Raw genomic sequence first — 20,843 nt, forward strand, 5'->3', positions numbered from 1 at the left:
CCCATAAGAGACATATTCTGCCAACTTCGTCAACACAATATTCAGCTCTGGCCTATCGGCGAGCCGAATACTTAGTTGTTCTAAGCTCTTATTTATGGTATAAGTATTGGTTGTAGAACTGTTCTACTTTAAGGAAATGTATATTTATTAGTTATGGATGCGGGTTTTACTAGAAAAGAGAGATGATTACTAGCATTATGTGTTATACATTAAAAACTACTAATATCATTTATAAAGCGATATTTAAGGTTTCTTATAGGTATTAAATTATGGTATTAGACAAATTTAACCATACTTTAAATTATCCTGATGGGTATTTATTTTTAGATTGAACTAACTAGGAAATCAGTGGCTTGGGTTAGGGATTGCAGCATTTGTTTGAGCTCTTTTTGAGGTACGAAAAAAAGCGAGTGCGGAAAGCCCGGCCGCGCCTTTTTTTGGCGTGGAAACCCCCAAATTTTACAACTAAAGGGTATATGAAGTAAACAAAAAAAGGGTTTACAACTTTTTATAGTTGTAAACCCAATATAAACTCAATCCAAATTAATAATTTTTAATAGCCTGCGTTTTGAGTAATTACACCGTTGGTTGCAGTAATTTCTGATAATGGAATAGGAAATATATAATAATTACTATTAACTGATACCCCCATTTGAGCATCAACAGTTCCTGTTCTTACCAAATCGAACCATCTATGGCCTTCTAAAGCTAACTCTAATCTTCTTTCATTAGCAATGGCAGTTCTAACAGCTGCTTGAGAGCTAATGGTTCCTGTTAAGCTATTTAAACCAGCTCTACTTCTTATTTTATCTAATAATGGAAGTACTGTTGTTGCAGGAGAACTAGTTTCATTTAATGCTTCTGCATACAGTAAAATAGCATCAGATAATCTCATTTCAATAAAGTCTTGATCTAAACCACCTGTATATTTTACACCTTTACTGTTTGCTACATCTATAGTTAATGCTTTTCTTAAATCTGTACCACCACCACTTGCACTACTAGCATCAAATGCAGCAGTTAAGCGTGGGTCTAATGGTAAAAGTGATTTTGTATCAGAACCACCAAACCATCCTACAAATGTAGAAGATGAAGAAGAACCATCTGCTACTGAAATAGATGATGATATTTGAGTTGCAAAAAGGATTTCTGAGCTAATATCTGTTACAACGTCTGCAAAGTTATTTTCTAAAATAACATTTGCAGCAGTAGCAGCGCTTACAACAGCTGCAAGTTCTGTTACTGCACTAGCATAATTACCTCTGTGCATGTATACTTTTCCAAGAAATGCACGTGCAGCAATTTGAGATGCACGGCCTGATGCTAATCCAGTATTATCTAATCCTGCAATAGCAGCTTTAAAGTCTGGAATGATTACGTTATTGTACACGTCTGCAGCTGGTTGTCTGGTTAATATAGACAAATCAGAAGTGCTTGGTGTAGCTGATAAATTTATAGAAACATCACCAAAAATCATTACAAGCTTAAAGTAAGACAGTGCTCTTATAAACTGAGCTTCAGCTACTTCTGTAGGTTCTGATGAGTTTTCAATAACGTTATTTGCACTTAAAATTGCCTTGTACAAATTACTATAAACTGGGCTAAAAAATGCCTCTGTCATATCTCCTCCTGCTAAATCTGAATTGTAGGTGTCTATAGATGTAAATGGATCTTCTTGCATTAACATATTGTCTGCTCTAAAGTCTCCCATAACCGCTTGGGACATGGCTACTCCAGTTTGATAATAATATGCTGCATTTAAAACAGGTCCGAAATCTACTAAATTACTTGCTTCCAAATCTAAAATAGGAGATTGGTCTAGGTCATTATCACATGATGTAAATAACACCAGTGCGGCTAATACTATATATATGGTTTTCATTTTTTTCATTTTTTCTTAATTAAAAATTAACATTTAGTCCAAAAGTAAAACTTCTTACAATTGGGCTTGCACCTTCTTGGTATCCGTAAGTAGTTGGACCTCCATAATTAGTGTTTTCGGTTTCTATACCTTCTGGATTAAAAGAAGTATAATTACTAGCCATTATATATAACAAGTTAGTACCTGCAAGATATACTCTCATAGAACCTATACCCATTTTGCTGATAAACTCTGGTTTAAGTGTATATCCTAAAGTTAAGTTTCTTAATGCAATGTATGACGCATCTTGAATTAATGCACCATGTACATCTCTAGTTAATAAATAGTGCTTACCATTATTATCTGCAATTCCATCGCTTGTAAGGTCAAATGCAGGTGTTGTAGAGTCGCGAAATTGCGATTGCCAGTAAATAGGGTCTATATTATACAATTCTGCTCCTTGAGATCCTTGAAACTGTAATGAAAGATCAAAATCTTTATAATTCATATTACTTGATACTCCCCAATAGAAATCTGGAGTAGCAGAACCTAACTTCACATAATCATCTTCATAAGTTATTTTTCCGTCATTATTTTGATCTACTACATATTGCAAACCGCTATTATTTCCAACATTTCTAGTTGGATCTGCCATATATATAGATTCAACTTGACCAGCGCTTTCATATCCCCACATTTCACCAAGCTCTCCACCTACATAATTTCTAAACTCAGCACCTCTTCCAGATGGTCCTCCGTAAATTTGACGAGGTAATTCATCTACAGCACCTAAACTAGTAATTTCTGAATTAACGGTAGATAAATTTGCATTCATACTCCAGTTAAAATTGTCTTTTTGTATAATTCTAGCATTAAATTCTAATTCTAAACCAGAACTTGTTATATCTCCACGATTCAGTCTTACTTGATCTGTACCTAGAACTTCAGAAACACTTTGTTGAATCAACATATTATTAACATCAGATGTATAATAATCTACGCTAAACTTGAAACGGTTATTTAAAAATCCTGTATCAAGACCAAAATTTGTTTCTTTGTTGGTTTGCCAAGTTAAATCTGGATTTGCTACATCGTCTGGAATTAAGAACCCAGTTCCAAAAGCGGTTGGATTTGTACCCAAAACACTAAGTGAACTGTATGAACCTAAATCAGAAGAAGTACCTAAAGAACCTGTACTAAATCTTAATTTTAATGTACTTAACTTTTCATTATCTTGTAAAAAAGATTCTTTATGCATATTCCAACCTAAAGAAAGTGCTGGAAATACTGCATATCTTTCATTAGCTCCAAAACGAGAATCACCGTCTCTTCTAATTGATGCAGATACTAAATAACGATCGTCAAAAGCATAGGCAACTCTTCCGAAAAGACCTCTTCTAGATTGCTTTTCATCTATACTTTCTGAAACTACATCTTCAGGAGCTAAAAAAGAATAATTTAAAGGTAGACCAAAGGGTACATTCGATCCTTCTGATGCAAGTCCTTTGTATTTAGTGTTTACAAATTCTATACCTACTACAGCAGAGATATCATGTTTATCATCAATTACTGTTGAATAATCTAAAGTAGTTGTACTTAACACGGTAGATTTTTTAATGTTTGATATGTCTAATGTACCTCTATCAGATCTTTGTTGACCATCAGATAACACCCCGTGATATTCGTATAGTTGAACATCTTGCATATCTGCACCAAAAATAGTTTTAATATTTAATCCATCTATAATTTGATATTGTAAATAAGAACTTACATTACCATAATATGTTTTTTTAGATCTTTTTGAATTATCAAATTTAGCGGCTACACCTGCATCACCAGTACCACCAATACCATTTTGATTTCTACCATATTGCCAGTCATGTACAACGTCTCCTGGTTGTAAATCATAGATACTTGTAGGGTCTAAACCATTACCTCTATAATCTTGATCAAATGAACGACCGATATTATTACCAGTAAAACCTGAATTGAATAATGCTTGTCTTTTTTGATCTAATTGTTGCACAAAATCAATTGAAGCTTGCGTATGGTAAATAGGGCTAATACTATATGCTCTCAATAAATCTCTCATTTCCCAAGGTACAATATCTTGGTTTCCGTAAAATCCATTCATGCTTAATCCTGCTTTGAATTTATCATTCAAGTTAGCATCAATATTCATACGTCCATTATATCTTTCATAACCTTGACCTTTTACAATACCTTGTGTATCTAAATATCCAATTGAAGCAAATGCTTTTATTTTGTCAGATCCACCGCTTACGCTAAAGTCATGGCTAGATGTAGTACCACTTTGAAAAAGCCAATCTTCCATACTAACAACATCAGGTGCATTTGTATAAGCATCTAATCTGTACGCTAATAAACCTGGGTCTGTATTAGAAAGATCATAAGCATCTGTTTGTAATTCAGCCGCCCATTCTCCGGCAGTTTTTAGCATTTCAATATCTTTTACATATTTTCTTGAAACACTTGTATATGCATTGTAGCTAAAATTTAGTTTACCAGATTTTCCTTTTTTGGTAGTAACTAAAATAACACCATTTGCACCCAAAGAACCATAAATAGCAGCAGATGCAGCATCTTTTAATACTTCCATGCTTTCAATATCGTTAGGATTAACTGTAGCTAAATTACCTGAAATAGGGAATCCATCTACAACAATTAACGGATCTGAGTTGCTTGAAAGTGATGAACCTGTTCTAATTTGAATCTTTGGATCTGCACCAGGCTCTCCACTTTGATTTTGAATTAAAACTCCTGATAACTTACCAGTTAAAGCTTCATCTACACGTGCTACTTGTACAGCAGCAAGATCTTCTCCTCCTACTTTAGAAATTGATCCTGTAAGGTGAGATTTTTTACTTGTACCATATCCAACTACAATAATTTCATCTAAAGCACTTGCGTCTTCTACTAAATTAACAGTAATAGTTTTTTTACCCGCTACCGGTACATTTTGGATAGCGTACCCTAAATAACTGAAAATTAAAGTTGCTTCAGCATTTGATACAGTTATTGAAAAGTTTCCATCAAAATCAGTTGTAGTACCATTTGTGGTTCCTTTTTCTTGTATACTAACTTCCGGCAGTAGATCCTTATTAGGCCCTCCTGTTACAGTACCTGTCACCTTTTGCTGGGAAAAAGCAAAAAGCGATGCTAAAAGAAAGAAGCACGTACTAATTTTTTTAATTAAGTTGTTTCTTGACATAAAATTTGAATTTGTTTGAATTAAATTTTTGGTTACCCAATTTGGTTAACCAATCTGGTTCGCCAAATATACAATTTTATTTGAATTAACAATATATTAACTATAAAAAAGTATTTTAATAAAAAAAAAGTATTTGATACTTCATTGAAAATAATTACTAAATTCAAATTAATTTATGGTTTTACATGCGTAAAAATTAGCATGGTGATTTTGTTTTATAGTTCTAAAGTTATATAGGTATTTGAGGTATTTAATACAAGTGTAATTCGTTGGTTTTGTAGGTGTTACTTTGTATTTTAATTTTTTATTACCGCTTTTTACTTTTTTAAAAATAATTTAAGACTTTATATCTCATCTTATTACTTGGTCATACATAATAAAAGGTCTTTTTTAGGAATTGTTGATTACATTTTCTTTTATAGACCCTTGTTTTTTTTGTGATTATTTTTGTTAAAAAATGTTTTCCTATTTCCCAGAATTAACATTTTGGTTCACAAGATAGTTCTATTTGTTATAGATAATAATTTAATGTATATTTGGAAAACCAAAGTGGTTAACCAATTTTTTTATGAGAAAGAATGTCATTTTATTAGCAGTCTGTAATTTAATTTTTCAAGGAATATATAGTCAAGTTGTTTTAAGTGCAGATGGCCCTGGTAATACATACGAACTCATTAATGCTGTTTTGGCAAACCCAAATAGAGATGTTGTTGAAGTTCCCGATTGCAATCATGATGCTTTTGGAAGACATATAGACGAAGTTTTTGATACAGCATTAAACAAAAATGTTTTCCAATTTTATATACATGTAACGCCAGATAATGATCGTTGTCTGAAAGATGATAGACAACGTAATGAAATTAAAACCTATGGTGATTCTCCTGAAAATTTAAAGGCAAATATTGGTGAAACTGTAGCATATAAATGGAAGTTTAAATTGTCTGATACTTTTAAACCCTCTTCTAGCTTTACGCATATTCATCAAATAAAGGCGGTTGGCGGACCTTATGCTTCCGTGCCTATGATTTCTTTTACGTTAAGAAAAGGAAGTCCTGATAAATTTGAATTAAGATACACAGCTACAACAGATCAAAACACTTTAAAAACAGCAGACTTAGAGTTGTTTAAAGGGCATTGGGTTTCTGTTACTGAAGTGATAAAATTTGGTGAAGAAGGAAGTTATTCTGTTGAAATAAAAAAGATAGCCAACAATGAAGTCCTTTTTAATTATACTAACAGTCCGTTAGATACTTGGCAAGATGGCGCTGAATTTGCAAGACCAAAATGGGGAATTTATAGAAGTCTTAACAATCCGCAAGATTTACAAGACGAAATTGTAAAATATGCAGATTTTAGTATAGAAGAAATTACCGATGTACTTTCTGTAGAAACCTTAAAAGAGAAAGCAGAGACTATTTTGTTGTTTCCCAATCCGTCTTCTGATGAGGTTGAATTTAAAAATGCCAATTCAGATAATTATGACCTTATTGAAGTCTATGATTATTCCGGAAGAAAAATTTCTATTGATAAAAAGTTACACAATGATAAATTAGATGTTTCTGGTTTTTCTAAAGGACTGTATTTTATCGTCTTTAAACAAGATACAGTTATTGCTAAAGTTTTAAAGTGTTATGTAAAATAAAGCGCTTTTTTATGTTGTAAAAGATTCCATGATCTGCATAATAATTACGCCATTTTCTATAGCGCAAGGGTTCTTTTCTTTTCCTAAAAAATAATTTACGGTACTTTCTATCATCGGTTGTTGAAGATGCATCGGATTTTTAAAATTGAAAACTTCTTCTTTATGATTGGTTGATAAAATTACTTTTTCACCATAAAAAGAAAATGTAATGGTACCTTTTTTACCATATATTTTACATTCATCTTTCACTTCTTTTTCAGAAGTATTAAAATTCCAAATACCTCTAAATTGAATTCCGTTTTTAAATTCAATTATTCCATTTACAAGATCATCAACATTGGTATTTAAGGTTGAAGTAGAAAAACCTTGTACTTGTTTAATTTCACCAAAGTAAGAATACATTAAATCTAATTGATGAGGCGCAATATCATGAAAATAACCACCACCAGAAATTTGTGGTTGTAAACGCCAATTTGCTTCCGTTTTAGTAATTATATTATTTTGTTTCGATTGAAGAATTTGAATATCTGCGTAGATAATTTTTCCAATACTATTGGCATCAATTAATTCATTTACTTTTAGAAAAACAGGTAATTTTCTTCTGTAATGCGCAACCACTAATTTATCATCTTTGGTTATTAATTTATGTAATTCTTCGGCTTCAGAAAAGTTGAGAGTTATTGGCTTTTCTAGATAAATACACTTTTTTGCCTGTAAACATTTTTTAACCATTTTTAAATGTGAAGATGGCGGCGTTGCAATATAAACGGCATTAATTTCTGGGTTTTCTAATAATTCATCAACAGAAGTATACCAAAAAGGAACTTTGTGTCTTGTAGCAAAATCTTTGGCTTTTGCAGCATTTCTCCTCATAACGGCAACTAATTTTGAGTTTTTTACCTTCTGAAAAGCAGGGCCGCTTTTAACTTCAGCAACATCTCCACAACCAATAATTCCCCAGTTAATTGTATTCATTTTTAGTGTTATTTCTACAAGATAAAAATAATTACGGTTTTATTGTCTAATTTAGTAAGATGTTTGTGCTTTTTCTTCTAAAAAAGAGCGTAATTAAAGTGCCTTGAAATAAGGTTTTAGCTTTAAAATTTCTTCAATTCAAAATAAGTGTATATATTTGGTAAACCAAATTGGTAAACCAGTTTGGTTTTCGAAATTATAGCAGGCGAGGAATTACGCATATTTAATAAATTCTATAGAATTTTCTAACGTTAAATAGTTTTACTTAGCAATTACACATTAATCAATTATTAAAAAATTTATGAAAAAATCATTTCTAATTATCAGTATAATTTTGTTGTTAGTTTCTTGTAATGAAAAAGTTACAAATAGCATTTTAGTAAGTACAAAATCTGAACTTAATGAAGCAATTAAAAATGCAAAACCCGGAGATGATATTGTTCTAAAAAACGGAATTTACAAAGACTTAGAAATAGTTTTTACTGGTGAAGGAACAAAAGAGAATCCTATAACTTTAAGGGCAGAAACTCCTGGTGAAGTTTTTATAGAAGGGGTTTCTAGTTTACAATTAGGAGGTAGTTATTTAGAAGTAAATGGATTGTTTTTTAGAAATGGGCATTCTCCTTCTACAAATGTTATAGGATTTAGAATTAGCGAAAAAGAAGTTGCAAATTATGCCAAAGTTACCAATTGTGTAATTTTAGATTTTAACAATCTAGAACGAGATCAAGACAATCTTTGGGTACAATTTTACGGAACTCATAATGAATTAAGTAATTGTTACATTGCCGGTAAAACAAATGGTGGTCCAACGGTAAGAGTAGATTTAAAAGGAAACCAAAGTATTAGAAATTATCACAAAATTATAAACAATCATTTTGGACCAAGACCTAGAAAAGGTGGCGCAAGAGGAGAAACTATTCAATTAGGTAGTAGTTTTACTTCTATGTCGCCAAGTAATACCACTATTGCAAACAACTTATTTGAAGAGTGTAATGGTGAAGTTGAAATTATTTCTAGTAAAACAAATTTCAACTTAATTAAAAACAATGTTTTTTATAAAAGTGAAGGTTCTGTGGTTACTCGTCATGGAAATTACGCAACAATAGATGGTAATTATTTTATTGGTGATGGTGTAAATAAGCAGTTTGGAGGAATTAGAATTGTAAACACAGGTCATTGGATTATCAATAATTATTTCTATAATATTATTGGAGAAAACTTTAGAAGTCCATTGGCAGTTATGAATGGTATTCCTAAATCTCCATTAAATAGATACAATCAAGTTACAGATGTTGTCGTAGCATTTAATACTTATGTAAATTGTAAATCTCCTTGGCAATTTGGCGTAGGAACAAATATTGCACAAGCTGCAGTTTTGCCAAAATCAGAAATTCGTTCTGCTAGAGCGCTTAGATCTGTTGTAGCTAACAATATTATTTACAATAAAGATGGAGACAAAAATCCTATTATAGAACATGACAAAGCAGACGGTGTTACTTTTAAAAATAACATTATTAATAACCAAGGTGTAGATTTTGGTGATACAAAAAGAATTGCAGCAAATAAATTTGAATTGACAAAATTAAGTGACCTTGTGTATATTCCTAACATTACAGGTAAACAAGAAATTTACAATGGGTTTGGATTTAATACGATAAAAGAAGATCTTTTTGGTAATTCTAGAGCCAACTCAAACTCAATAGGAGCAACACTTCAAGCAGAATTAAAAGATCCTGCTATTTTAGATAAAACAAAGTATGGTGCTTCTTGGTATTCTAATGTAGTAGAAGCTAGAGAACCTGTAATACATTCTGTAACCAAAGCAGCAGAATTACAAGATAAAATTAATGCTGCCAAAAACGGAGATATTATTGATTTAGGATTTGGTGTTTTTAATGTTGATGTATCTCTAATGATAAATAAAACAATTACAATTCAAAGCTCTGGAGATGGAAAAGCACACATTATTTTTTCAGGTAAGGAAAATACACCTTTATTTGAGTTAAATCCTAAAGGGAAATTAACAATTAAACAAGTAATTCTTGAAGGTAATAAATCTAATTATGCTTTTGCAAGTTTAAAAGCAAACATGTCTAATCATTTTGGATTGTCAGTTTCTCTTTGTGAAATAAGTAATTTTAACTATGTACTAAAAGCTTATAAACAAACATTTTCAGAAGAAGTAACTTTTGAAGGTACTTCAATTTCAAACTGTGAAAACGGAATAGAATTGTCTGAAGAAACAAATGATAGAGGTGATTATAATACAGAATTTTTAACCATTGAAAACTGTAATTTTACAAACGTGAAACAAAATGTAATAGATTATTATAGAGGTGGTTATGATGAGTCTACCATTGGTGGAAACTTATTAGTAACCCAAAGTACATTTACAAATTGTGGAAGTAAAGAAAAAAATAAAATGTTACTAAACCATAGAGGAATTGTAAATGTAAACATCAATAATAATACCTTTAAAAATAATAAAGTGCAGTTTGTTTCTATTTTATGGGGAGCAAAAAATAATGTGGAATCTAAAAATACGTTAAGTAATTCTGGAAAAATAAAAACAGAAGAAAACTTAGTAATGAAGTTGATGTATTAATAGTATAAAAATAAAAAGAATTACTAAAATGAAAAAAATAACTTTTATAATCTTCATTTTAGTAATTCTCTTTTGTGAAAATAGTGGTTCTAAAACTACCGGAAATGACTTTTTTTTTAAAGAAATAAAAACCAGTCTGATTATTTGTTCAGGAGTACTTAACAAGAATATCTAGTAATTCAAGAACAGAATTAGGAAAAAAAAGCATATTAAATTCCTGAAAATAGAGGAAAATAAATAAGGACTTTAAAAGTACAACACATCTTTATAACAAGAGATTACTAAAGCTTTTTCCTATTCAGTAGTAGTTGTACAAATTCACAGTGTTAAAGGTTATGAAAACGAACCTTTGAAATCTAATATAAAAAATTTTCAGGACACACAAAAGGTTCCGTTTTTTGGAAATATGAAATTAATACTAAAGACGATAACTCTGGGAGGTTTAATTTCTCTACTGTCGTTTAGGTATATGATTTTTCAAAAGTTGGTAAAAGCGCAAACATCTATACAGAAGAACCAAAAATGGTATTGCTTTAGGTGAAAAATTTAGTTATAAAGTAAATGTTTATAAAGGAATAACACACCTCACTTTTGCATGTAAAAATTACGAAACTGTAAAATTTACAAAAATTTATTGTAATCGGATTTTTCAATAAAAGAAGATATTCCGCTACAGGTTATCAATAGGTATTCATCTAAACATACAGTACGCGTAGCAAGTGAAAAGCCATGCTAGCAAAATTAATTATTTTAAGCAAAGAGTATATAATCAGGCAAAAAAAATACAAAACCTGAAACTTATAATGGTGAAATAGCCAAAAAATATGCCTATTGAAGCTAAACAGAGGTTTGGCTTAAAGAAGCAACAAAAGTTGAAAATATAGTGCTAAAATAAAGAGTAATTTTTAAGAAATAAACCTTTAAATTCTAAAAAAACAAATGAAGATTAAGGACATTAAAATATTTGTTAGTAATCCAGGACGTAATTTTGTAACCGTAAAAATTATTACAGATAACGGTGTTTACGGCTTGGGTGATGCTACTTTAAATGGAAGAGAATTAGCTGTGGTTGCATATTTAGAAGAACACATCATTCCATGCTTGATAGGTAAAGATCCACATCAAATTGAAGATATATGGCAGTATTTATACAAAGGATGTTATTGGCGAAGAGGGCCAATAACCATGACTGCAATTTCAGGAATAGATATGGCACTTTGGGATATCAAAGGAAAAGTAGCAAACTTACCTGTGTATCAATTATTAGGTGGAAAAAGTAGGGAAAAAATAAAAGTATATGGTCATGCTAATGGTCAAAATATAGATGAAACTTTAGACAATTTAGGGCATCTTGTTGATGAAGGATACAAGGCAGTTCGATTACAATGTGCAATACCAGGTTTAGATGGCACTTATGGTACTTTAGACGGTAAAAAAGATTATTATGAATTGCAAAGCAATCGTCCGCTACCACCAGAGCAACTTTGGGATACTAGTGAATATCTTAATTTTATCCCTCAATTGTTTCAAAAAGCAAGAGAAAAATATGGTATGGATATCGAATTATTACATGATGTGCATAGTCGTTTAACACCTATTGAAGCTGCAAGGTTGGGTAAAACGTTAGAACCTTATAATTTACTATTCTTAGAAGATTGTGTTACTGCAGAAAATCAATCGGGTTATCAACAAGTACGTCAACATACTACAACACCACTTGCCGTTGGTGAGATTTTTAATACCATTTGGGATGCAAAAGAACTTTTAGAAAATCAATGGATTGATTATATCCGTACAGCAGTTACACATGCCGGTGGAATTACCGCAATGAGAAGAATAGCAGATTTTGCTGCTATTTACCATGTAAGAACTGCGCCACACGGTCCACCAGATATATCACCAATTGGTCATGCAGCTCATGCACATTTGAATAGTTGGACACCCAATTTTGGGATACAAGAATTTATAGGTTTTGGTGGAGCACCTTTGAATGAAGTTTTTAAACATCCATTAGTTTTTGAAAACGGACATTTATTAATAAATGATAAGCCTGGACTTGGAGTAGATTTTGACGAGAAAGCTGCTAAAAAGTATAGTTATAAAAAATCTTATTTACCTATAAGTAGATTAAGAGATGGTACTTTATGGAATTGGTAAAAATAAAAAGTTGAACATAATGAATAAAAAATTAAAAGTACTTATTTCAGGAACCGGGTTTGCTGGTCAAGGTCATGCAGATGCATTTCGTGCAGTAGGCGCCGAGGTAGTTGGTATTGTTGGTAGAACACCAAGTGTTGTAAGTAAAGTAGCCAATAAAATGGCAATTCCTTACTCAGGTACAGATTGGCAACAAGCTTTAAAGGATTGCCAGCCAGATATCGTTTCAATAGCAACTCCCGGCGGTGCTCACTATGAGACAATAACACAGGCAATCGAGTTTGGTTGTCACGTATATAGTGATAAACCGCTAACGGTTGATGGAGATTCTGCTTTAAAGTTGTATGAACTTGCCAAACAAAAAAATGTAAAAACCGCATTTGCTTCAAGTTTTCGTTATATGCCATGTGTTATGCACGCAAAACAATTGGTAGCCAGTGGCGCAATTGGGGAACCAGTGGAAGCTGAGTTTATGTCACACTTCAATTTAGAACGAGATATTCCCTTTGGATGGTCGCATAGAAAAGAAGATGGTGGTGGTCGATTAAATAACAACTTTACACACATGATGTCAATTGCAACATCAGTAATCGGTGAAAATATATTATCCATAATAGGAGAGGTAAGAGACGATTTAGGGAAAGCACCTATTGTTGAAGGTGTACATAATTTCAAAACAAGAAGGGACTTTATACCTAAAGATCTAAATGATCCTTCACTTAAATGGGGAGAAAGTAATGTGGAATGGTCATATACTGTTATGGCACAGTTGAAAAGTTCATTTGCCACTAAACCGGTCTCTGTACTCTTCAAACATGGCGGGCTTAATCCCAAGTTTCACGAGAACCATATAGTGTTTTACGGTACAAAAGGAGCAATTTTCATTGAAGGCCACTATGGCATGGGACCTCTTTATACTTGGGACAAAATTAAAAATACATGGCAAGAGTTGCCTTTACCAAAAGACATTGTAGATGATCAACCAAAAGTTGAAGGTGATACAGAGCGCAATTGGCAATACTTAGCTAGAGAGTTTGTGAAAGATATTAATGGTGAAAAAGTAGAATATTACCAATCCTTTAAGGAAGGTAGTTTATATCAACAACTTATTGATTTAATTAGAAAAAATAATAATTGGACGGATGTTCGTCATCTTCAATAAAAAAATAAACCTATGTTTTACGATTATATAGTTATCGGGCTCTACTTTGTGATGATACTTGCAATTGGTGTCATATTCTCACGAATGGCAAGTAAATCTACGAGTGATTATTTTCGTGGCGGCGGAAGGATGTTGTGGTGGATGGTAGGCTCAACCGCTTTTATGGCGCAATTTTCAGCAGTTACTTTTACAGGTGCAGCGGGAAAAGCGTTTAATGATGGTTTTGCCATTTGTGCTGTATATATTGGTAATACTTTTGCATTCTATTGTGGATATTTGTTCTTCGCTCACCGATTTAGGCAAATGCGAGTAGATACACCTACAGAAGGAATTAAAAGACGATTTGGCTCTGAAAATGAGCTGTTTTTTTCCTGGATGTTAATTGTATTTTCTTTCATAAATGCAGGTGTTTGGTTAAATGCTTTAGGGGTTTTTACCAGTGCTGTTTTTGATGCGGATATTTTTACAACCATCATAGGGATAGGTTTGACCGTAGTTTTTGTATCGGTACTATCAGGCGCTTGGGGCGTTGTTGCGTCAGACTTTGTTCAAACGTTGGTAGTGGCAGTTGTTTCAATCGCTACTGCGATAGTGGCATTGATAATGGTTGATGGTCCGGTAAATTTGGTTGAAAATTTCCCAGGAGGTTTTCTCGTAGGCCCGAATATGAACTACCCTTTAATATTGATTGGGACCTTTATTTTCTTTTTACCAAAACAGATAATAACCATGATGAATCTTCATGATTCATTTCGATTTCTTGGTGCAAAAGACAGCATCAACGCCCGTAAAGCGGCCTTATTAGCCATGACGCTAATGGGAGTGGGAACTATTATTTGGTTTATCCCGCCATGGGCAGCTGCTACCCTTTATCCAGATGCTGCTGCCGACTATTCGCAACTAGGAAACAAGGCGGCAGATGCAGTATATTTAGTATTTGCTCGAAACGCTATGCCAATAGGAACAGTTGGCTTACTTATGGCTGGTCTTTTTGCTGCTTCCATGTCTTCCATGGACTCGGCACTGAATAAAAACGCTGGAATCTTTGTTAGAAGTATCTATCAACCTTTTCTCGCCAAAAGAAATAGCCAGAGAAGTGATAAGAAGTTGCTAAGAATAAGCCAATTAGTTAGCTTAATTAGTGGAATGGGAGTTATTGCTGTGGCGTTTTATTTTGCAACACTTAAAGAACTCAGTTTGTATGAACTTATGATGCGAGTTTCAACTATGGTTCAGCTGCCAATGATGGTGCCGCTAGTAGTTGGTATTGTTGTAAAAAAGACACCTAAATGGGCACCTTGGGCAACTATTGCTCTAGGTTTAGGCGTCTCTTGGATGGTTGATAGTGTTATCACTCCAGATGTTTTTGTTTCATGGTTTGGTGTTGATTCTCTTACGGCTCGTGAAATTGTTGACATGAATATAATCCTAACTATTGCGGGACATGTGTTTATCACAGGAGGATTTTTCTGGGCAACTTCTTTATGCTACAATGAAGCTAAGGATGATCACAAACTCGAAACTGATCGCTTTTTTGAGGATCTTGTTACACCAGTTATTGCAGATGATGAACAAGATGAAGTTGACAAGCAGCAAAGAATTAAATTGGGTAATATGGTATTAACAATGAGTGTGGGTATTATGCTTATGACTTTAATTCCGAACCCACTTTGGGGTAGAGCTATGTTTGCAATTTGTGCGTTGCTCATTGCCGGAATTGGCTATTTGTTAAAGCGTAGTGCAAAGAACAAGGTTTCTTCAAACTAACTTAAGAATATAATTATGTACTTGAAAAATTTGACATCATTATTCATTCTTCTATTATTGTTGAGTTCCTGTACTAAGGAGAAATTACAACTTACGCATGGTATAGATGAATCTGCTGGAGGGGTATCAGTATATATTATAACCACGCCTTCAGCTATTTATTATTTAGAAAAAGAAGGTGGTGGTTTGTCTAGCATGATTGATAAGGATGGTATAGATTGGATAGGTTTTCATAATAAAAAAGGATCAGCTCATAAGGGTGAATACAGAGGATTTCCGAATGCAATTCATAAACAGGACGGGAGTTATTTCCATGCTATGAATGCTAAAACTGATGGTTCAAGTTCGGAAATAGATATGGAGTTAAAAGAGCATGTTCGTATTACATTTACTTCAGATAATAAAAAATGGCAAGGGCAATGGGATTTTTACCCAAATCGCTGTGATTTTACAATGACAAAAATTAGTGTAGGTTACAACTATTGGGTGCAATATGAAGGTGTGCCTGGTGGAGAAATGGACAACAATGATTTTTGGTACGCCTCTATAGATCATAAAAAACATCCAATTGAAAAGCCTTTTGCAGGTGATTTGCCTGCGCCAGAATGGATGGCTTTCGGAGATCAAAAATATCCACGAGTACTATATATACTACATCATGAAGATGATGAATTGCCCGATAATTATGTATACAGACCAGATATGACGGTGTTGGGGTTTGGTCGTGAAAACGGCGAAAAAACAACCAAGCATTTAAACACCGTTCAAACATTTTCAATTGGCTTTGTGGAGTCTAAAGAGTATTCAGTAATAAGTGAAAAAATATCACAACAATTGAGTACATACAAATAAAAAATAATGTTGATTCTGAAAATTTATTTATTCTGATAAAATAAAAACAGAAGAAAACTTAGTAATGAAATTAATTTCTTAATTAAGCACTGATTTTAAAGATTAATACATGGTGTTAAGCCAAGTTAAAATTTTTAAAATCAGTGCTTTTTTTATAATTCCAATTCAAAACAAGGTAGAAAGATTATTATAGCTTTGAGCGTTTTTCTAATTTATTAAACACTTATTTTCAATTTTATACATAGCAACCCTTTTATCCTCAAAAAAAGAAAATCTTAAAGGAAAGAATAGCATTCTGCATAGAGGTTTTTACGAATAGGTACAATTTATAAGGTATTAAATACCAATCCCTTAAAATAAGTCAAATAAAATTTTTATTATTCAATTTTATTTGTATTTTTGGTTTACCAGTTTGGCAAACCAGTTTGGCAAACCAGTTTTGATATTAACTTTTTAACTTTTAACTTTTAAATTATGAAAAAAACATTACTTTTTATTTGTATTGCATTTATAAGCACAACTTATTATGCACAAGATCCCGTTATTCAAAACCGTGAGCTTTCTAATATAGAGAGAACAGGAACTACTAATTGTTCATGTGCCGGTTGGATGAATAAAGATTTAGGAGACCAATTAGAATCTTCTTCTTGGAATTCTAGCACTTCTTTTGGTGCTAAATTTGATGAAATAGAAGCAGATATTATGTATCAAGAAATTGCTGTTTTAGCAAATACAGATTACAAATTTACGTTTATATATAATTTTGAAGATAAAATAGATACAGAACCTGCTACGTCTTTAGAATTCAGAATTTTAGCTGGAACTGGTTATATTGCTGATTATACTCCTGAATATCCTGCAGCTGTAGACGGCCAATCTAGAGATTTTGGTTATGAAGATATTACTGTTGTTGAAAATGCTGCTAATAATTTGGCTTCAACTATTATAGCAAACCCAGGAGATAAAGATTTTAGAACAGGAGAATTAACTTTTAATTCAGGATCTAATACGAGTATTGCAATATTTGGTAGAGGTACTGGGCGTCCTAACACAGTTCCTCAAGATGCTTCTGATTCAAGACCTTGGACTTGGTCTAGTGGTGGTTCGGAAATTAGAATTGACGAAGTGAATATGACTAACGAAAGTACAGCATCTGTTAATGACGTTTTTTCTTCACAAATTAGTATTTATCCAAACCCAGCAAAAGAGTTTGTACAAATTTCTACAAATGAAACAATTACAGGAATCGCAATTTATAATTTAATTGGTAAGAAAGTTATTTCTTCTAACAATTTAATAAATAATAAAATAGACGTTTCTAATTTGTCTAAAGGTATTTATGTTCTAAAAGTTATGAGTAATAATCTTTTAGGTTCTAGAAAAATAATTATTGAGTAATTTTTTGAATTAATTACTATAAAAGAAAAGCCCATTTTTAAATAAATGGGCTTTTTTTACTTTAAAAAATAGCTTCTTTTATTTAAGTATAAATATGTTAAAGCCAATAATTTGTATCTTATTATTTTGTTAAAATATCAAATAAGCCTATATTTGGTCGACCAATCTGGTTAACCAATTTTAAATTCAATTTACAATCAAAGGATTAAGTATGAAATTAAAAAGCAGCAAATCAAAAAACATCATATTTCTATTATTAATAATGTTTTCATTTTCATGTACTAAGACAACAGAAAAAACAAATAATGATGTTAAAGGCGAAGATTCTCATCCTAGCTTAATTCTTACTGCTAAAGGGGTTAAAGATATTAGAGCTCAATTGGGAAATATTCCAATTTTTGACAATTCCCTACAAGTAGTAAAAGAAGAAATTGATGCAGAAATAGCATCAGGAATAGAGGTGCCAATTCCAAAAGATTATTCCGGTGGATATACACATGTAAGACATAAACGTAATTGGGTAGTATTACAAAAAGCGGGTGTTTTATACCAAATTTTAAATGACGAAAAATACGCAAAGTATGTAAAAGACATGCTAATGCAATATGAAGCAATGTACAGAACATTGCCATTGCATCCAAAAACAAGGTCTTATGCAAGAGGAAAATTATTTTGGCAATGTTTAAACGATGCAAACTGGTTGGTTTATGTAAGTCAAGCCTATGATTGTATCTATAATTATTTATCCGAAGAAGAACGCAACAAATTAGAAACAAACTTATTTAAACCATTTGCAGACCATATTTCTGTAGACAGTCCGCAATTTTACCAAAGAGTACACAACCATAGTACTTGGGGTAATGCAGCTGTTGGTATGATTGGTTTGGTGATGAATGATGAAGAATTAATAGATCGTGCATTGTACGGAATAAAAGATTTAAAATTAGATACAGAAGAAAAAGATGATGATGGTGGTTTTTTAAACAAAGACGGAAAAGCTGGTTTTTTAGCGAATATAGAAGAACCTTTTTCTCCGGATGGATATTACAATGAAGGACCTTATTACCAACGCTATGCAATGTATCCTTTTTTAGTTTTTGCTGAAGGATTGCACAACGTAAAACCAGATTTAAAGATATTTGAATATAAAGAAGGCGTGCTTTTAAAATCTATAAATGCACTTTTAAATTTATCGGATGCAGACGGTGATTTTTTTCCGCTGAACGATGGTCAAAAAGGAATGTCTTATTATAATGATGCTTTGGTAACAGCAGTAGATATTTCTTATCATTTTGGTACACAAGATGCAGGTTTATTAACCATTGCTTCAGAACAAAATAAAGTATTATTAGACGATTCTGGTTTGGCTGTTGCATTGGGTATAAAAAATGGAAAAGCAAAACCATTCGATAAAAAATCAATTAATTTATCTGATGGACCAGAAGGGAAACAAGGTGGTGTTGCTATTTTAAGAAACAAAGATATTGAGCTTGTTTTTAAATATGCATCTCAAGGTTCTAGTCATGGGCATTATGATAAATTATCATATTCTTTATATGAAAAAGGAGATGAGGTAATTCAAGATTATGGTTTAGCGCGTTTTGTAAATATTGAACAAAAAGGTGGTGGAAATTATCTAAAAGAAAATAAAACTTGGGCAAAACAAACAATTGCACACAATACGGTAACTCAAAATGAAACTTCGCACTACAATGGTGAATATGAAATAGGAAGTCAAAATCATCCAGATTTACATTATTTTTCTTCGGATAATAAAAGCGTACAAGTTTCAAGTGCAAAAGTAGCCAATACATATCCTAATACAGATATGCAAAGAACTTTAGCCGTTATTAAAGATGAAGATTTCGAAAAACCATTTGTATTAGACATTATGCAAGTAATTTCTAATAAAGCAAATCAGTATGATTTTCCATATTACTTTTTAGGTCAAGTTCTAAATACCAATTTTGAGTATACAATTCCAAAAACATTAAAACCTTTAGGAAGTAAAAACGGCTACCAACATTTATTTGTAGAGGGTAATGGAAAATCAAAAGAAAGCAATGCTAAATTCTCTTGGTTAAATAAAGGTAAGTTTTATACTTTATCAACTATTTCTGATACAAAAGATGAAATACTTTTTACGAGAATAGGAGCAAATGATTCAGAATTTAATTTACGTAGAGAAGCTGCAATAATGTTCAGGAGAAAAAATACTAAAAACACACTTTTTGTTTCAGCAATAGAAGCGCATGGTAGTTATAGTCCTGTTTCAGAATCTGCTATTAATTCTAAAAGTAATATTAAAGAATTAAAAGTGGTTATAGATACGGCAGATTATACAGCTCTTGCTATTACAACGTTAAATGGAAGCTCTAAAATATTTATTACAGCAAATACAAACGCTTCTAATGAAGCAAAGCATACTTTAAAAATCAACAATAAGAATTATACATGGGTAGGTTCTTATTATTATAAATAAATTATTCAACTAAAAAATAAAAAAAATGAATAGAGTAAGTGAAAAGTACGTTATCGCAAAAGACATTAAATGGGAAGAACTTGGTGGTGGAGTATCAAGAAAATTCTTAGGATATGATAATCAAATTATGATGGTAAGCGTAAAATTTGATAAAGGAGCATTAGGTGCACCGCATCAACATTTTCACACGCAAGCTACTTATTGTGTTTCAGGTAAATTTGAATTTGATATTGATGGAGTGAAACAAATTGTAGAGGCAGGAGATGGAGTTTATATAGAGCCTAATTTATTGCATAGTGCAGTTTGTTTAGAAGAAGGACAGCTAATTGATACATTTAGCCCGGTAAGAGAAGATTTCTTAACTGGTGATGGACCATCTTATTTTGGAGATAAGGCATAAGTAAAAAGATGCCAGAAACTACGCAATGTTAAAAACAGTTTTTTAGATTAATTTCATTTTGTATTCATTCTAAGTCATGTATTTTACAGAATTACATGTGCAAATGTGTGTATTCATAGTATTATGAAATAAGATATTATGAAATAATTAACAAAAAATTTTTTTATCAATAAACAAATAGATATATTTGGTTAACCAATTTGGTTCACCACTTTGGTTAACCTATATTAGACTCAATATAAAAGCTTTAATTGTATTATGAAAATAATATAATTTAATAGTGGCAGCATTTAGTTTTAAAATTGTA

Annotated in this window: 12 protein-coding genes; 9 read left to right on the forward strand and 3 right to left on the reverse strand. The window is 31.9% G+C overall.

Features of this window, described 5'->3' with window-relative positions; all coding sequences use genetic code 11:
- Positions 1-553: 553 nt before the first annotated feature.
- Together ACSHW5_RS03035 and ACSHW5_RS03040 are read right to left on the reverse strand one after the other, a co-directional pair.
- Positions 554-1,882 (reverse strand): RagB/SusD family nutrient uptake outer membrane protein, encoded by a 1,329-nt coding sequence (locus ACSHW5_RS03035; protein ID WP_435674637.1) that lies wholly within the window; start codon positions 1,880-1,882, stop codon positions 554-556.
- Between the two features lie 19 nt (positions 1,883-1,901).
- Positions 1,902-5,093: a SusC/RagA family TonB-linked outer membrane protein gene (locus ACSHW5_RS03040; protein ID WP_435674638.1), complete on the reverse strand. Its 3,192-nt coding sequence runs from the start codon at positions 5,091-5,093 to the stop codon at positions 1,902-1,904.
- Between the two features lie 568 nt (positions 5,094-5,661).
- Between ACSHW5_RS03040 and ACSHW5_RS03045 the strand changes: the two genes are divergently transcribed.
- Positions 5,662-6,735 (forward strand): T9SS type A sorting domain-containing protein, encoded by a 1,074-nt coding sequence (locus ACSHW5_RS03045; protein WP_435674639.1) that lies wholly within the window; start codon positions 5,662-5,664, stop codon positions 6,733-6,735.
- A gap of 9 nt (positions 6,736-6,744) precedes the next feature.
- On the opposite strand, the gene ACSHW5_RS03050 is transcribed toward ACSHW5_RS03045, so the two are convergent.
- Positions 6,745-7,710 (reverse strand): Gfo/Idh/MocA family protein, encoded by a 966-nt coding sequence (locus ACSHW5_RS03050; RefSeq protein WP_435674640.1) that lies wholly within the window; start codon positions 7,708-7,710, stop codon positions 6,745-6,747.
- 301 nt (positions 7,711-8,011) lie between these two features.
- Between ACSHW5_RS03050 and ACSHW5_RS03055 the strand changes: the two genes are divergently transcribed.
- From ACSHW5_RS03055 to ACSHW5_RS03090, 8 genes are all read left to right on the forward strand, one after another.
- Complete coding sequence (locus ACSHW5_RS03055; protein ID WP_435674641.1) at positions 8,012-10,318, forward strand: chondroitinase-B domain-containing protein; 2,307 nt, start codon at positions 8,012-8,014, stop codon at positions 10,316-10,318.
- Positions 10,319-11,257: 939 nt separating this feature from the next.
- The gene (gene manD / locus ACSHW5_RS03060) at positions 11,258-12,475 is read left to right on the forward strand and encodes a D-mannonate dehydratase ManD (protein WP_435674642.1); all 1,218 of its coding nucleotides are present in this window, start codon (positions 11,258-11,260) and stop codon (positions 12,473-12,475) included.
- 19 nt (positions 12,476-12,494) lie between these two features.
- A complete protein-coding gene (locus tag ACSHW5_RS03065; protein WP_435674643.1) occupies positions 12,495-13,637 on the forward strand; it encodes a Gfo/Idh/MocA family protein in 1,143 nt (380 codons plus the stop codon).
- A 12-nt stretch (positions 13,638-13,649) separates the two neighbouring features.
- Positions 13,650-15,404, forward strand: coding sequence for a sodium:solute symporter family transporter (locus ACSHW5_RS03070; RefSeq protein WP_435674644.1), 1,755 nt, complete (start codon positions 13,650-13,652; stop codon positions 15,402-15,404).
- Between the two features lie 60 nt (positions 15,405-15,464).
- Complete coding sequence (locus ACSHW5_RS03075; RefSeq protein WP_435674645.1) at positions 15,465-16,256, forward strand: hypothetical protein; 792 nt, start codon at positions 15,465-15,467, stop codon at positions 16,254-16,256.
- A gap of 474 nt (positions 16,257-16,730) precedes the next feature.
- Positions 16,731-17,654, forward strand: a complete 924-nt coding sequence (locus ACSHW5_RS03080; protein ID WP_435674646.1) for a T9SS type A sorting domain-containing protein — start codon at positions 16,731-16,733, stop codon at positions 17,652-17,654.
- 211 nt (positions 17,655-17,865) lie between these two features.
- On the forward strand, positions 17,866-20,136 hold the full coding sequence (locus ACSHW5_RS03085) for an alginate lyase family protein (RefSeq protein ID WP_435674647.1): 2,271 nt from the start codon (positions 17,866-17,868) through the stop codon (positions 20,134-20,136).
- A gap of 25 nt (positions 20,137-20,161) precedes the next feature.
- On the forward strand, positions 20,162-20,536 hold the full coding sequence (locus ACSHW5_RS03090) for a cupin domain-containing protein (protein WP_435674648.1): 375 nt from the start codon (positions 20,162-20,164) through the stop codon (positions 20,534-20,536).
- Positions 20,537-20,843 lie beyond the last annotated feature (307 nt).

It is taken from the genome of Polaribacter sp., from assembly GCF_051251875.1.
GTDB lineage: Bacteria > Bacteroidota > Bacteroidia > Flavobacteriales > Flavobacteriaceae > Polaribacter.